This is a genomic window from Pseudomonas ceruminis (assembly GCF_021602025.1).
Taxonomy (GTDB): Bacteria; Pseudomonadota; Gammaproteobacteria; order Pseudomonadales; family Pseudomonadaceae; genus Aquipseudomonas; species Aquipseudomonas ceruminis.
The window spans coordinates 24,544-39,164 of the sequence record NZ_BQHW01000021.1 but is presented as its reverse complement, the minus strand read 5'-3'; the positions used below and the strand labels follow the sequence as shown (position 1 = coordinate 39,164).

Annotated in this window: 16 protein-coding genes; 5 read left to right on the top strand and 11 right to left on the bottom strand. The window is 59.8% G+C overall.

The annotated features are described in order from the left end of the window. Nucleotides 1-14: 14 nt before the first annotated feature. Both tcuC and L6D80_RS21680 read right to left on the bottom strand, forming a co-directional pair. On the bottom strand, nucleotides 15-1,307 hold the full coding sequence (gene tcuC / locus L6D80_RS21685) for an MFS transporter (RefSeq protein ID WP_054901365.1): 1,293 nt from the start codon (nucleotides 1,305-1,307) through the stop codon (nucleotides 15-17). A 149-nt stretch (nucleotides 1,308-1,456) separates the two neighbouring features. Beyond that, complete coding sequence (locus L6D80_RS21680; protein WP_176515430.1) at nucleotides 1,457-2,836, bottom strand: APC family permease; 1,380 nt, start codon at nucleotides 2,834-2,836, stop codon at nucleotides 1,457-1,459. Between the two features lie 306 nt (nucleotides 2,837-3,142). Between L6D80_RS21680 and L6D80_RS21675 the strand changes: the two genes are divergently transcribed. Continuing rightward, a complete protein-coding gene (locus tag L6D80_RS21675) occupies nucleotides 3,143-4,636 on the top strand; it encodes an aldehyde dehydrogenase (RefSeq protein ID WP_176515428.1) in 1,494 nt (497 codons plus the stop codon). Nucleotides 4,637-4,642: 6 nt separating this feature from the next. On the opposite strand, the gene L6D80_RS21670 is transcribed toward L6D80_RS21675, so the two are convergent. Further along, nucleotides 4,643-5,761, bottom strand: coding sequence for an FUSC family protein (locus L6D80_RS21670; RefSeq protein WP_176515426.1), 1,119 nt, complete (start codon nucleotides 5,759-5,761; stop codon nucleotides 4,643-4,645). 123 nt (nucleotides 5,762-5,884) lie between these two features. After that, on the bottom strand, nucleotides 5,885-6,211 hold the full coding sequence (locus tag L6D80_RS21665) for a hypothetical protein (protein WP_176515424.1): 327 nt from the start codon (nucleotides 6,209-6,211) through the stop codon (nucleotides 5,885-5,887). 232 nt (nucleotides 6,212-6,443) lie between these two features. Between L6D80_RS21665 and L6D80_RS21660 the strand changes: the two genes are divergently transcribed. After that, nucleotides 6,444-6,716: a PepSY domain-containing protein gene (locus tag L6D80_RS21660; RefSeq protein ID WP_176515422.1), complete on the top strand. Its 273-nt coding sequence runs from the start codon at nucleotides 6,444-6,446 to the stop codon at nucleotides 6,714-6,716. A 63-nt stretch (nucleotides 6,717-6,779) separates the two neighbouring features. Here L6D80_RS21660 and L6D80_RS21655 read toward each other — a convergent pair whose 3' ends face one another. Both L6D80_RS21655 and L6D80_RS21650 read right to left on the bottom strand, forming a co-directional pair. Next, nucleotides 6,780-6,950, bottom strand: a complete 171-nt coding sequence (locus tag L6D80_RS21655; RefSeq protein ID WP_176515420.1) for a hypothetical protein — start codon at nucleotides 6,948-6,950, stop codon at nucleotides 6,780-6,782. Nucleotides 6,951-7,082: 132 nt separating this feature from the next. Continuing rightward, entirely contained in the window at nucleotides 7,083-8,456 is a 1,374-nt protein-coding gene (locus L6D80_RS21650) for an amino acid permease (RefSeq protein WP_176515418.1), read from the bottom strand. A 310-nt stretch (nucleotides 8,457-8,766) separates the two neighbouring features. Between L6D80_RS21650 and L6D80_RS21645 the strand changes: the two genes are divergently transcribed. Together L6D80_RS21645 and L6D80_RS21640 are read left to right on the top strand one after the other, a co-directional pair. Continuing rightward, nucleotides 8,767-9,189: a PA0061/PA0062 family lipoprotein gene (locus tag L6D80_RS21645; protein WP_176515417.1), complete on the top strand. Its 423-nt coding sequence runs from the start codon at nucleotides 8,767-8,769 to the stop codon at nucleotides 9,187-9,189. Nucleotides 9,190-9,237: 48 nt separating this feature from the next. Next, entirely contained in the window at nucleotides 9,238-9,855 is a 618-nt protein-coding gene (locus tag L6D80_RS21640; RefSeq protein WP_176515490.1) for a dTMP kinase, read from the top strand. A gap of 11 nt (nucleotides 9,856-9,866) precedes the next feature. Here L6D80_RS21640 and L6D80_RS21635 read toward each other — a convergent pair whose 3' ends face one another. Further along, nucleotides 9,867-10,103 carry a hypothetical protein gene (locus L6D80_RS21635; protein WP_054901358.1) on the bottom strand — a complete coding sequence of 79 codons (237 nt, stop codon included), beginning with the start codon at nucleotides 10,101-10,103 and terminating at the stop codon, nucleotides 9,867-9,869. Nucleotides 10,104-10,134: 31 nt separating this feature from the next. Next, entirely contained in the window at nucleotides 10,135-10,929 is a 795-nt protein-coding gene (locus L6D80_RS21630; RefSeq protein ID WP_176515415.1) for an OBAP family protein, read from the bottom strand. A gap of 326 nt (nucleotides 10,930-11,255) precedes the next feature. On the opposite strand from L6D80_RS21630, the gene arfB reads away from it, so the two are divergent. Beyond that, a complete protein-coding gene (gene arfB / locus L6D80_RS21625) occupies nucleotides 11,256-11,669 on the top strand; it encodes an alternative ribosome rescue aminoacyl-tRNA hydrolase ArfB (protein WP_176515413.1) in 414 nt (137 codons plus the stop codon). A 55-nt stretch (nucleotides 11,670-11,724) separates the two neighbouring features. On the opposite strand, the gene L6D80_RS21620 is transcribed toward arfB, so the two are convergent. From L6D80_RS21620 to L6D80_RS21610, 3 genes are all read right to left on the bottom strand, one after another. After that, nucleotides 11,725-12,192, bottom strand: a complete 468-nt coding sequence (locus L6D80_RS21620) for a GAF domain-containing protein (protein ID WP_176515411.1) — start codon at nucleotides 12,190-12,192, stop codon at nucleotides 11,725-11,727. A 237-nt stretch (nucleotides 12,193-12,429) separates the two neighbouring features. Next, nucleotides 12,430-13,215, bottom strand: a complete 786-nt coding sequence (locus L6D80_RS21615; RefSeq protein ID WP_176515409.1) for a hypothetical protein — start codon at nucleotides 13,213-13,215, stop codon at nucleotides 12,430-12,432. A gap of 12 nt (nucleotides 13,216-13,227) precedes the next feature. After that, nucleotides 13,228-14,390 (bottom strand): IS3 family transposase gene (locus L6D80_RS21610; protein WP_176515407.1). Its coding sequence is split into 2 segments (ribosomal slippage): nucleotides 13,228-14,126 and nucleotides 14,126-14,390, totalling 1,164 coding nucleotides; the frame shifts between segments, so codons are not numbered across the junction. Nucleotides 14,391-14,621 lie beyond the last annotated feature (231 nt).

Below are 14,621 nucleotides of genomic sequence, written 5' to 3'. Positions count from 1 at the left end.
GTTCGTGCTCCCGCTCAAGGCATGACAGGTTGCAGGCGACCGCTTGAGCGGCGGTAGAGGAACAGTGTCGCGCACAGCGCGCAAAGCGCCGCGAAGGTCATCCAGTAGCCGGGGGCGGCCTTGTCTGCGGTGTATTGAATCAGGAAGGTCGAAATCGCCGGGGTGAAGCCGCCAAATACTGCGGTGGCCAGGCTATAGGCCAGCGAGAAGCCGGCAACCCGGACCTCGATCGGCATGATTTCGGTCAGCGCAGGAATCATCGCACCGTTGTAAAGGCCGTAGATGAACGACAGCCACAGCAGCACCAGCAACATGTGGCCGAAGCTTGGTGCATTGACCAGGTAGGTGAGTGCCGGGTAAGCGGTCGACAGGGCCAGCAGGGTCATGGCAATCAGGACCGGGCGGCGCCCGATGCGGTCGGACAACGCGCCGCCCAGCGGCAACCAGATGAAGTTCGACACACCCACCAGCAGCGTTACCAGCAGGGCGTCAGCGGTGCTCAGGTGCAGCACGGTCTTGCCGAAGGTTGGGGCATACACGGTGATCAGGTAGAAAGCGGTGGTGGTCAGCGCCACCATCAGCATGCCGGCGAGCACGGTGGTCCAATGTTGCAGCAGGGTGCGGAACACCTCGCGCATGGCTGGGCGATGCTTGCGCGCGGCGTACTCTTCGGACTCTTCCAGGTTGCGGCGCAGCAGGAAGATGAACGGCACGATCATGCAGCCGACGAAGAACGGGATACGCCAGCCCCAATCGGCAATCATGGCGGGCGCCATCCATTGATTCAGGGCATAGCCCAAGGCGGCGGCGACGATGATTGCCACTTGCTGGCTGGCCGACTGCCAACTGGTGAAAAAGCCTTTGTTGCCGGGCGTGGCGATTTCAGCCAGGTAGACCGAAACGCCCCCTAGTTCGGCACCCGCCGAGAAGCCTTGCAACAGGCGCCCGAGCAGCACCAGCGCCGGTGCAAGCAGGCCAATGGTGTCGTAGCCGGGGACCAGCACGATCAGGATGGTGCCACTGGCCATGATCGACAACGTGACGATCAGGCCTTTACGCCGGCCTACTTCATCAATGTAGGCACCGAGCAGTACGGCACCCAGCGGGCGCATCAAAAAGCCTGCGCCGAATACGGCGAAGGTCATCATCAAGGACGCGAATTCACTGCTGGCAGGGAAGAACACCGCGGCGATCTGTGTTGCGTAGAAGCCGAAGAGAAAGAAGTCGAACTGCTCGAGGAAGTTACCCGAGGTTACCCGGAAAATCGCACTGGCCCGCGAGCGTCCGGAGGGTGTTGTTGCTGTCATTGCCTGTACTCCACACCGCTTTTGTGACGTGCGCCGGAGGGACACGGCGCACGGTTCTTATTGGGGGAGCATGGTGCGGCAGGGTCATTGATATGATAAGTGCATAGTTCGCATGCATTGATGTGGCGGGCCTATCAATGCAAGGCGGCTTACTCGGCCATCTGCAACTCCGGCAGCTTCACGCGGAACGCACGGGTCAGGCCAAGCAGGCAGACGAACCCCACGCCCATCCAGCACAGGCCGATGGTGAACGACAGGCTCGACAGGCTGGTCCACAGCCAGATCGTGCTCAGAAACCCGAGTGCCGGTACGGCGCCATACAGCAGGCAGTTGCGTGTGCCGCGCAGCCTGCTGTCCACCAGGTAGTGCTTGACCACGGCCAGGTTGACCGCCGAGAACGCGAACAGCGCGCCGAAGCTGATCATGTTGGCAACCGTGTCCAGGGTGATGAACAAGGCGACCAGCGACAGCAGGCTGACCAGCATGATCGCCGCTGCCGGCACACGTTTGGGCGTCACCAGCTGGCCAAACACCTTAGGCAAGGCGCCGTCGCGCCCCATGGCGAACAGTACCCGCGAAACACTGGCCTGGGAGACCATCGCCGAGGCGAAGCAGCCGGCGACATAAGTGGCGGTGAAGGCCGTTACCATGAACTCGCCCCCCACCCGGCGCATGACATCCACCGATGCGGAGTCCGGGTCGGCAAAACTGGCCCACTCCGGGAAAACCAGCTGGGCGAAGTACGACACCAGCAGAAACAGCAGCCCACCGATTACCGACACCGCCAGGATTGCCATGGGTATGCGCGAGGTCGGGTTGGTGGTTTCTTCCGCCATTGTAGAGACCGCGTCGAAACCCAGGAACGACAGGCACAGGACGGCGGCGCCGGTCATGATCAGCGGTACGCTGAACCCGTCATGATGGAAAGGCGCGAGCAGTGAAACCGGCGCGGCCTGCGTGGTCAGGTTGCGCACCGACAAGGCAACGAAGACGACGATGAACAGCAATTGCACCACCACCAGGATCCAGTTGACCCGGGTGATGGACTCGATGCCGATCAAGTTCAGAAACGTCACCAGGGCAATCGCCCCGGCGACCCACACCCAGGCATGCACCGCAGGGAAGTACTCGGACATGTAGATGCCGATCAGCAGGTAGCTGAGCAGCGGCAGGAAGATGTAGTCGAGCAACAGCGTCCACCCCGCAATGAAGCCGAAGTGGCTGCCGAAGGCCTTGCGGGTATAGGTGTAGACGGAGCCGGAGTAAGGGTGCGCCTGCACCATGCGGCCATAGCTGTAGGCGGTCAGCAGCATCGCGGCGAGGGTCAGCATATAGGCGGTGGGCAGGTGGCCCTTGGTCATCTGGGTGACCAGCCCGTAGGTGGTGAAGACGGCCAACGGGACCATGTACGCAAGGCCGAAAAGCACCAGCGCGGTCATGCTCATGGATTTTCGGAAGCGGCCAGGTGCAGCGCTGTGTCCGGTGGTGTGAGGGGCAAGGGCAGGGGCTGTATTTGTTGTTGTATGCATTGCTAACTCCTGAAAGGGGATGCAGGGCGCCGCAGTACGCGAGCGGGCTCGATACTGGTTAGGGAGTTGTTCAGAGGCAGGGCCTGGAGGTGGGGCGGGTCGAATGCTCCCATACTCCGGGGGCGGTCGAAATCACCCTTTCGGGGGAGCTTGACGCCCAGGTCCCACGGGGCCTGGTGCCTATCCAGGGCTAATTTTTTCCTCGCCAGAAGGCAGGAAAAAGCTCGTTTCGCCACCCGCCCGGCTACGACAAGAATGCCAGCCAGACAACAACAACGGACCGCAGAACGGTCGTCAGGAGTGTGCATGAACGATCTTCAATACTGGCAGCAGCGTGCGGCAGGTCTCGGCTTGCCGGACAAGGCCCTGATTGGCGGCCGCCAGGTCAGTGCAACCGATGGTGCGACGTTCGATGCCATCAACCCGGCCACCAACCAGGTGCTGGCCCGCGTTGCTTGCTGCGGCCAGGCGCAGGTCGACCTGGCCGTGAGCGTGGCGCGCAAGGCGTTCGAGCAGGGCCCCTGGCCGCGGATGGCCCCTGCCGAGCGCAAGAAGGTGCTGCAGCGCCTGGCCGAGCTGATCATGGCCCACCGCGAGGAGCTCGCCTTGCTGGACACGCTGAACATGGGCAAGCCGATCATGGATGCCTACAACATCGACGTGCCAGGCTCGGCCCATGTGTTTGCCTGGTATGGCGAGGCGCTCGACAAGCTCTACGATCAGGTGGCGCCGACTGCCGGCAATGTCCTGGCTACCATCACCCGCGAGGCCTTGGGGGTGATCGCCGCGGTGGTGCCTTGGAACTTCCCCCTCGACATGGCCGCCTGGAAACTCGCCCCGGCGCTTGCAGCCGGCAACAGCGTGGTGCTCAAGCCCGCCGAGCAATCACCGTTCTCGGCATTGCGCCTGGCCGAACTGGCGCTGGAAGCCGGGCTGCCCGAGGGTGTGCTCAACGTGGTGCCAGGGCTTGGCGAAACCGCTGGCCGCGCCTTGGGGCTGCACCCGGATGTCGATTGCCTGGTGTTCACCGGCTCCACGCAGGTGGGCAAGTACTTCATGCAGTACTCGGCGCAGTCCAACCTCAAGCAGGTATGGCTGGAGTGCGGCGGTAAAAGTCCGAACCTGGTGTTCGCCGACTGCCAGGACCTGGACCTGGCCGCGGAAAAGGCGGCGTTCGGTATCTTCTTCAACCAGGGCGAGGTGTGCTCTGCCAACGCCCGGCTGTATGTGCAGCGCTCGATCCATGATGAGTTCCTCGAGCGCCTGCAAGCCAAGGCGCGCCACTGGCGGCCGGGCAATCCGCTGGACCCGGCCAGCCGTGCGGGCGCGATTGTCGATGCCGAGCAGACCGGCCGGGTCGCTCGTGCCATCGCCCAGGCGCAAGCGCAAGGTGCACACCTGGTTTGCGGTGGGCAACGGCTGACGATGGGCGGCTCCGACAACTTCATCGAACCGACGATTTTTGCCGACGTGGGCGCCGAGATGAGCCTGGCCCGTGAGGAAGTGTTCGGCCCCGTGTTGGCCGTGAGTGCGTTCGATAGCGAGGCGCAGGCCATCAGCCTGGCCAATGACAGCATTTACGGCCTGGCGGCCTCGGTCTGGAGCGATGACCTCAACCGTGCCCACCGCGTTGCCCGTGCACTGAAGGCCGGTACGGTGTCGGTGAATACTGTGGATGCGCTGGATGTGACAGTGCCTTTCGGAGGTGGCAAGCAGTCAGGCTTTGGGCGGGACCTGTCCCTGCATTCGTTCGACAAGTATTCGCACCTGAAGACCACGTGGTTCCAGTTGCGCGGCTGACCTGGGCTAATCGGCTACAGCGCGCTGGCGGACCAACAGGTTCGCCAGCCGTACCAGGCCAATCAGCAGGAAACCGGCAACGATGCCCTCCAGGCGTACGATGCCAGGCTCGGGGCTTACATTGAGGTAAGCGTCCGGGACCATCACCACCAGGTACACCAGCGAAAACTGCGTCCCTGCATAAGCGAAGGAGCGGTTGCTGTTCTCGATGTGCCTGCCCAGCATCACCCCGATACTCATCATCACGGTCATGGCGAGCCAGTTCGAACCCATCAACCACAAGGCGATACCCGCGCAGGCAGCCCCGGCGGCGCAGCCCACCAGGCGGTGGATATTGCGCAGGGTGACAGCCTTGCCGCCAGCCGCCAGCGCCGCAGGTGGCACCATCATGACCGCCATGACGGTGATCGCGGCCTGACTCAGGCCATCAACCCCGAGCCACCGCCCCAGCAGCGGGATCAGCGCCAAGGCAACGCCGGCCTCTACCACGTGCATTACCATCCTGGCGTCGACCTTGACCGGGTCGCCGGGCGTCGCAGGTTGTGTGGGTACGGTGCCGCGGGGTAACGCACGGCGCACGGTCTGCCCTGAAAGCAGGGCGACGAACCAGCAGGCGACCGTCCCGCACGCCACTTCCTCGACCCGCGTCCTGGCAAAATACAGCACGGTATCGGTGTTGTCGGTACCCAGGGAGGCCAGTGCGACCATGGCGAAGGTCAGGCCGGTAAACAGCCACGCATAGCCATGGGTATAGCGAATGGCGCAGAACAGGGTGCAAGCACCCACCAGGCCGATCACCGGGCCAAGCCAATGGCCCGCGAGCCCCACCTGCGTGGCCAGCACGGCTGCTGCCATGGCCCCGGCGGCGGTACCGATGATCCTGAGCCCGCCGCGATAGACACTGTCGTGCAGGCTAGAGCGCATGACCATGTAACCGCTGAAGGCCGCCCAACCGACGTTCTCCACCCTCAGGTAATGCGCCATGGCGATGGCCAGTAACACCGAGAGCAGTGTCTCGGCTTCATCCAGCAAACGCTGGGGCAAGCGTTCTGGCGCGACGAATTCCGAACGGATGCCCAGGCAGAAATTCGCCAGGCTATGCCAGGGTGAGCGTTGATCGAACATGAAAAATGCAGGCCCCCTTCGACGGCGCGGCGCGCCAGGCGTTGGGGACAGGATAGGCGAGGGTGGGGGGGTATAACCAGCGTGCCAGAGCGGCATGGCCGCCCTGGCACTGTTCATGGCGTATCAGCGTTGGTCGTCCGGCTTCTGAGTGCCTCCTCGCTGGCCCTGACCACCCATGCTGCCAGGTTCGGACGTTTCATCGGCGCCTTGGCCCATGTTGCCTTCATCGGTCCTCTGGCCGCCTTTCTGCCCAGCGTCCGAGGAACGCTGCCAGTCCTTGTTGCGTTGGTCATCTGGCATCTTGCCGCCTTTTTGTCCGCCTTGCTCGGCGTCGGCGCCACGCCCCGGGTCACCGGCGACATTGCCCCCCGCTGGCTGCCCACCGGTCTGGCCCTGGTTGCTGCTGGCGCTGCCTCCCTGATTCGCGCCCCTGTCTTGATTGTTAGCCATGATCGTTTACCTCATGTCGAACACAGGATGCTCTGTGTTCAGTTGTGACACAGCGCACAGTCTGCCCTCTGCAAAGAATTTCAGCTTTCCGGACGAGACGCTTTAAGGAACCTCGGCCCAATATTTAGCAGGGAGGCATCTGTTACCACTGCGATGGTTGAAAGCCGGCTGAACTGCAGCGGCGGTGCTTGGGTCACAACTTCACAGTGTGTCCATAAAAGGAAGGTAATCAATGAAAGCGATGACTCGACTGTTCACTGGCCTGGCACTGGCAGGTGCCTTGGGTGCTTCCTCTGCTTGGGCCGACCAGCCTGGCGCAGACTGGAAGGTAACCAAGGACCAGGCCGAAGCGGCACTCAAAGGCGCCGGTTACACCCAGATCACCAAGATCGAGGCCGATGACGGCCATTGGGAGGGTGAAGGCCTGAAAGCGGACGGCAAGCGTTACGAATTCCACGTCGACCCGCAAAGCGGTGCCATTACCAAGGATGAACTGGACAATTGAGCCAAGCCAGCACAGGCCGGGCTAGCCCTGGCCTGTGCCAACCCTGGTTGAGTCAGGGGTAGGCTAGGCCAGGAACTCCGGCTCGCGGGGCGTGGGTACGGCAGCATCCTTACGGATGTCGATATAAACGGCGGCGCCACACAGGCCAACCAGCCCGATACTGGCAATGACGATGTTGCCCAGCAGCGTACCGGCGATCAGGATCAACAAGCTAAGCCGGCAAAAAAGTGTCATGGCCGCCTCCGTGGCAGATGGTGCGAGATGACACCTACCATAGCGCCCAAGGGCGGTGGGTGCAGCTTTGTCATGGCGGTGTGGCACTCTTTCCATCTGCTTTGGCCGAACGAGCGTCTTGTGTGGCTGGCGCTAGCCTGCATAGCCCACCGACTTCTCCCCCAATCGACTGCGCATCACGAAATACGCGGCGACCACAACCAGTGCTGTGACGGTGGTGAACCAGAACTGGAACCGCGATGCCGGATCGAACGCTTGGGTAACGATCACCCCCAGCAGTGCCAGCAAGGCAACGAGATTGGCATAGGGGAAGAACCACGCCCGGAAGGCTGTCGGATCAACCGCTTCATGCCGGGTTTTCCAGCGCATGGCGAAGTGGGCGATGATGATGAAGACCCACACGATCATCACGAATGTTCCGCTGCTTTTGGCCAGGGTCATGAACAAGTCGCCGCCACTGACAAAGTGTACCGTCAGAATCAACAAGCAAATGCTCAGGCTGAGCAACAGCGCATTGAGCGGCACTCCTTTGGACGTGGTGCGCGAGAACAGCTTTGGCGCATGCCCACGTTGGCTGAGGGAAAACAGCATGCGTGAGTTGGAGAACATGAACGAGTTCATCACCGACATGAACGAGATGAACAGCACGATCTTCATCGCCACCGCGGCGCCACTGAACCCAGCCAGGCTGAACAGCGAAACATACGGGGAGGCCAGGTTGTCCGTGTCCGTCCAGGGCAGGCAAAGGATCAGAATCGAGACGGAACCGACGTAAAACAGCATCACCCGCACAATCACACTCTTGATGGCGCGAATGACGTTCTTGCGAGGGTTTTCCGACTCACCGGCCGCAACGGCGGCAATTTCGCTGCCACCCAACGAGAAGATCACCACGACGACGCCCGCCATCACGGGCGACAGCCCGTTGGGCATGAACCCGTCGTGAGCGGTCAGGTTGACCCAACCAGGGGAGGGGATGTCACTGTGCATGCCGAGCAGGATCGAGATGCCCAGCGCCATGAAGATGACGATGGTGGCAACCTTCATCGCCGCCAGCCAATACTCCATTTCCGCAAAGGATTTGACCGAATAGGCGTTGCTCGCCATCAAGGTCACCAGCATGAAGAAGGCGCCGGCCCAGATCGGCAGCCACGGCAGAAAATCATGCAGGATGGCGCCCAGCAGCACGGCTTCCAGGGTAATGGTCATCATCGACTTGAACCAGTACAGCCAGCCGACGGCAAAGCCCGCCCAGTCCCCCAGGTAGGTATTGGCGTAGGTTGAAAACGAGCCTGCATCTGGGTTGCGGCAGGCCATCTCGCCCAGCATGAACATCACCAGGGTGACCACCAGGCCGCCGATGAAGTACGACAGGATTGCCGCAGGCCCGGCAGCGGCGATCAATTTGCCGGAGCCCATGAAAAGCCCTGCACCGATCACACCACCTAGGGCAATCATGGTGATATGCCGTTGTTTCAGGCTTTGCTTGAGACTGTTGGATTGCATTTCCTTGTTCTCTCTTATTATTGGGAGGAGTTGGCAACGGTTGCGCCGCATGCGTTGACTCAACGCCGGCAGCACCTGTCGCCCCCCACACAGGCATCGTCATGTGCCTGGGTCCACGCCCTGTAGCCTTTTTTCAGGCAATGGCTATCAGGGTGGCAACCATGGACAAAGTGGGCGTGCATCTCAAACGAATTCTGCGCACAACATCCTGCTTTTTTTTCCTGAGGGCGGTGTTGCAATCGCGTAGGGCCTGACAATGTTATGTTTTGCCAAGGCTACGCTTGACGTAGTAATGCATAGGGCATCGATCATGCGCCGGATAGTGTTATCAGTCGCCGCCAGCGTCCTGGCGGCGTGCCAGTCGCCATTGCCAGCCGCCGATCCAGGGATGGCCTGGGTCGATCTGTCCATACCGTTCCCCAACGACAGGGTGCTGATGGCTGAGCGGCTGGACGAGCAACGGCTGAGTGATGGGCGTTTTTTTCAGGTCACCCCTGGCAGGCATGAGCTGATTGTCAGGTTCGACTACGACGCCACCGGCGGCGGTGGGATGAGCATCATGGGCGGGCTATCCGTGCGGGAGTGCTACTTGACGGTGAATTACGATCATTTTGCGGCGGGGCAACGTTATGTGCTTCAGGCGCGGTCGATCGCGTTGACGCCCGAAGCGCGCTTGTATGATGCGAGGGGTGAAATCGTGGCGCAGGTCAGTGAGTTTTATTGCTTGATGTAAGGATGGGGTAGAGTGGTCAGCACTGCCTATTCCACGCGTTGCCTGAAAATGAATCGTCCGCTGTTTGTGTCACTAGATGGGCCCAAAGGGGCTGGCAAAACCACGCTGTTGGAGGCCATCACCCAAGCATTGAGGGCAGACAACAGGAAGGTGATCCGCCTGAGCGAGAGTAAAAGCGATCCTTTCAGGGGGGATACCATGGCGCTGGTCAATGCGCTGGTGCGCCACCCCTCTCGCGAATTGGAAGTGGAAGTCTGTGAACGCTTCGCTGACAGCCGCCATTGGATTTCCCAGCAAGTGCTGCCTAAGCAGCCGCCGGACAGCATCATCCTGATTGACCGCTGGTACCCGTCTGAAGCCGCCTTTCGCCGGATCGTTCCGTTTACGCAGATTCTCCAGTTGAACCTGTCGCGTAACGTGCGGGTGCCAGACCTGCACGTCGGTGTTGTCACCGACCCTGAGATTTCATGGGCGAGGGCAATGGCACGCCGGCGGGGGTTGAGCAGTACGGTGATGTTCAGGCTTGAAGAACAGGTAGCGTCTACCCAGGCGTTCGAGCAGGCGGTTGCGGAGCAGGGGTGGTTTTTATGCCGCAATGAAGGAACGATTGAAGCCGCGACGATGCAGGTGGTTTGCGAGATCTATAGCGTGCTTGGACGCGCCTGATAAGACCATCGCTAGCGACCGCCGCCTTGGTGAATCCACGCCGCATAGGCCGTTTTCAAGGGTTGGGGGAGGGAAGACCGATCTTGCGCCAAGCCTGCCTGGCTTTCCCGGCCTCGCACCCACTCGGTTAGCCAGGCGAGCAGTAAAAGACGCGTAACCGGGCACGGTGCTACTTGGCGTTCGAGTTCATCGGCGATCTGGTCGAGCACCTTGAGGTCCTCGTCGAGCTGAGTAATCTGATCTGTCATGCGGTTACTCTCCACTGATTACTGAGATGTGTCATTCGCTCGCACGGCTGTTGGTCGTCGTCGGCGTCGCGCGAGCAGGACGATGCAGATGTGAGCCTGTTGGGTCTTCGAGTTGGATGATATTGCCCCGTTGCCAGCCATCGGCATCGGGATCGGCCGCGGGTTTTCGAATGTCGGCCCGCTGAGCTTTGGTTTTGGCTGGATCTATTCCCAGGCGCCGGTTGCGTTGCTCAACCATCTTCGGGTCTGCCTGGCCGTCGGCAGTGAAGCCCATCATCAACTGCGGAACACCCACAGGGAGCGTCTTGTCCTGGTCGGTATGCCAGGTGTGCCAGGTTTTACCGTAGGTATGTGCCAGTCGCTGCATGAGCGAATGTTCGGCAGGCGCAGGAATCCCTGGGGCAACCAACTGGCCGGAAGAAACCTCATACCCATGGCTATGCCACATCGCCTTTTCCTTGATCGGCAACCCAGCAAACAGTTTCTCGTCGATGATGTATTCAATGCCCATGATCTTCGCATCCTTTGTATTGCCGTCGAAGATGACGCATTGGATAACATCTTCATTGAGGATGGAGCAGTAGTGATGAGCCTCCATCTGCACGTCGGGATGACCGTTGTAGAAGTGGAAACCATCCAGGTACGCGTTGATGGCATCAATGGGAGGCTTGACCTGCAGCGCCGCTGCGCCGGCTTCCAGCAGCTGGGTAGTCGCCGACGCTGGCCTGCCGGGTGTCTCGACCGGCGAGTTGGTGTCAGCAGCAGTGCAAGCCCACAGCAGGCTGCAGGCTAGCGGAAGGGATATGGATGGCAGGAACTGTCGCATGAGAAAGGCTCTGGCTGGTGTCCTTAGAGGACAACCCCAGGCTTGCAAGCAGACAGTCCAGCAGACGAATGGCCTGGCGAAGCAAGAAATGCGGGCAAAAGAAAGCCCGCTGCTAGGCGGGCAAGGTCTATCACGTAGGGATAGCTTGAATTTCTCTCAGACGGCGTGAAAATTGAGTGAAAGAAAAGTCCCAACATCGTGAACACCTGGCGCAGGAACGCACCTCGAGCAATGTTACCTGGTAGCCTGCGGACAAGAAATTGTGTGTTGTTCTATGGGAGAGCAGCGGAGCCTGTGATAATGCGGGTGATTACAAGGGCCATGTCATGCTGAGCATCTCCAATAACGTGCATCTGCCGGATGCCGACATCGAACTAACCTACATTCGCGCTCAAGGCGCGGGTGGGCAGAATGTCAACAAGGTGTCCAGCGCCGTGCACCTGCGCTTCGACATCCCGGCCTCATCGCTGCCCGAGTTTTACAAGGAGCGGCTGTTGGCGCTGCGTGACAGCCGTATCACTGGCGACGGTGTGTTGATCATCAAGGGCCAGCAGTACCGTACCCAGGAGCAGAACCGTGCTGATGTACTGGCGCGTCTTGCCGAGTTGATCATCACTGCCGGCAAGACCCAGAAAAAACGCCACCCAACCAAGCCAACCCTCGGCTCGAAGACCCGCCGCCTCGAAGGAAAAGCCAGGCGCAGCACCGTGAAGGCGGGGCGGGGCAAGGTGGAGTTTTAGTGCAGGTGGAGGAACGTTGTTGGCAAGCCTCTGCCTAGGTTTCGCCCTACCGGGATTATTTGGACTCCAGCGCCAACAGTGCTTCAACCTTCTTGCGCAACCCATCCAGGGCGGCCTGTTCTTCGGCGGTATATTCCTTGGCCTCTTCGTGCAAAGCGCACACGGTGCCATACACCTCACCATCCGGCCCGTGTACCGGATAGCCCAGATAGTTGCTCAAGCCGAACTCCACTTCATCTTCATTGCCCGCCCAGTCCGCTTCCAGGCGGGAGTCTTTGACATAGAGCGGCTGGTCGGTATCCACCACGCGTTCACAATACAGCGCCTGGCCGTTGTGGGCCAAAGTGCTTTTCTTGCCCTCGGCACCAATGGGATAGGTGTCTTCATGACGCCCACCCGAAGCCAAAACCTGCATGTGCTGGGGCAGAGAACGCATGACAAGGATAGAGCTCACACCGAGTTGCAAGGCCAACTCATCAATTTCCTGACGTAACGATTCAAAAAGCGAAGTGGATTTGGCCACAGTAAAGATCCGAACGTTTAGTTGAAAAAACCAGACTATAGGGCGCAGGGTCGTGAATTCTAAATACCCGATGAGCATTAGGATAGAAGGGATTGGGGCGTTCCAGCGCTGCATTTCAACTGGGTGTGGGCGCCCCCTCCCGTCTACGCGTAATCAGCGCAGAGGGTGGCGCCGGCAGCCAGGTTTCCGATTCTCCGCAATGGGGATGGGCCCTACGTCCGGCTCAACAAGGCGCATTCATTTTTTCTTTTCTTGATAGAAGATTGCATCCAGCATGGCTGCCCGTGCACGCCAAGCTTTAGCTTCGTTACCGCCGCTGGGCATAGGTGACTTCCACCATGGTGCTTCCTGAATACGCTCCACGACTTCTGGCCAGTAGCGGTCATAGTCGAGCTTGTCAGCTCGTACCATGCCTACATCTCGTGCCAATTGACCTCTATTCTGTGCATCGACACACAAGAAAACATCGGGGCGCTTCATGGAAAGCAGGCGAGTAGCCGTACCCAGTCCATGCCTGCCGGCTGGAAACCCCTTGATGAACTCCCTGATGAAGGTGTCGTACTGATCTTTGGTCACCGCCCCTTTGAGAGGAATAGCGTCCAGCGCTATTGAGAAGGCTGGTGCGCTAGCGTTCATCAAGCTGTAGAACTTGCCCGCTCCAGTCATTGATCCAAACCATTCTGGATGGTCGATGTCCGTGCTCCTGAGGCCTGCAATTCCAAGCCGCGCCTGCAGTGGGATGTCATTGAAGTGCTGCGCACTGGTGAAGTGGCTGGCGACCTGATCCAGCATGGCCAGGCGATCTTCGAAACCGTGTATCTTGTCCTTCTGAATCGCAACGTAGAAGGTCGACCAGTCCATCGTCATCACCGGCGACTCCACCTCAGGCTTGGAGGAAGGAACCCCTCCATAAGTACCTTCAAGTTTTTCCCTGAGGCGTGCCTTGATTTTCCAGATCCTGCGGTAGCTATCAGCGTCCTCTTGGAGAACACTTCTGCCTCCGTAGCTCTCAATGATGTCCAAAACATGTAGTGGTCAACTCATCCCGGACACGGTTTTGAGTTTTTCTTCAGCTTTCGCCGGAGCCAGTCCATCGTTGAAGTGATGGGGTCGGATCCAGTTGTAGTGGCCCATTAGGTACTGGCTAATGTCTCGTTGAGCTTGCTGCCCGGTCAGGTAGCCCGTGGTCGGTATCCACTCTGATTTCAAGCTGCGAAATACTCGCTCCATCGGTGCATTATCCCAGCAGTTGCCTCGGCGGCTCATGCTCTGGCGCATGCGGTAGCGCCACAGTCTCTGGCGGAACTGACGACTGCCATATTGCGATCCCTGGTCGGAGTGAAACAGTAGTCCTTGAGGCTTTCCGCGTTGTTCGTAAGCCACGTCCAGCGCTTTGACCACGAGGTCTGCGTTCGGCTTTTCTGATAAGGCCCAGCCCACTACTCTGCGTGCATAGAGATCCAGGACAACTGCCAGATAGTGCCATTTGCCCTGTGCCCAGACATAGGTGATGTCGCCACACCAAACCTGATTTGGCGCTTCGACATCAAACGCTCGGTTCAAGATATTCGGAATATCTGGCCGCTCCACTGTGGCCTTTTTGTACGCATGTGATCCTGGCTGCTTGCTGATCAACGCCAGCTCACGCATCAGGCTGCGTACCTTGAACCGCCCGATTTGTTCACCCTCTTCTTGCAGCATTGCCTTGATACTACGGCTGCCGGGCGCACTTCGCCCTCGCGTGAACAACTCATTTACTCGACTGCGCAACCGCTGTCGTTCAACGTCCGGAGTTCGCCTTCTGTGACGATGTGCGTAGTAACTTGAGCGAGTGACTTCAAACACTTCGCACAAACAATCAACGGGCTCATGATCGCTGAGCTGGCGGATCAGCGCGTACGCTCGAGATCTTCCGACATCAAGAGCGCGGTAGCTTTTTTTAGTATCGATTTCTCGCGTTCAAGGCGCGTGATCCGGGCTTCCAACTCTTGGATTTTTTGCTGCTCTGGCGTCAGCGCTTTGCTGGCCGGCGTGATGCCGCCGCGCTCCTGCTGAAGCTGATTAACCCACCGACGCAGGGCCGACTCGACCAAGCCGAGCGAACGGGCCGCTTCGGCATGGCTGTAGCCTTGATCGAGCACCAGGCAGGCAGCTTCGCGCTTGAACTCAGGGGTAAAGGTACGGCGTTGCTTGGTCATCGGACACCTCTCTGTGGCGAGCATTCTCGCCTAAATGGGTGTCCGGGGTTAGTAGACCACTACACGAAGCTCCGCCCGCGGGTAATGAGGAGGCAGGAGGAAAGGCAAGGAATGACAGCCACCCAAAGGGCGCGAAACAGGCCTTCCGCCAAGGGACATGGGAGGATGGACTACTTTTTGAAGGTACGCGCCTTACTCACGCTGCGGCCCGTACTTCCCAGTTGTCGGTTG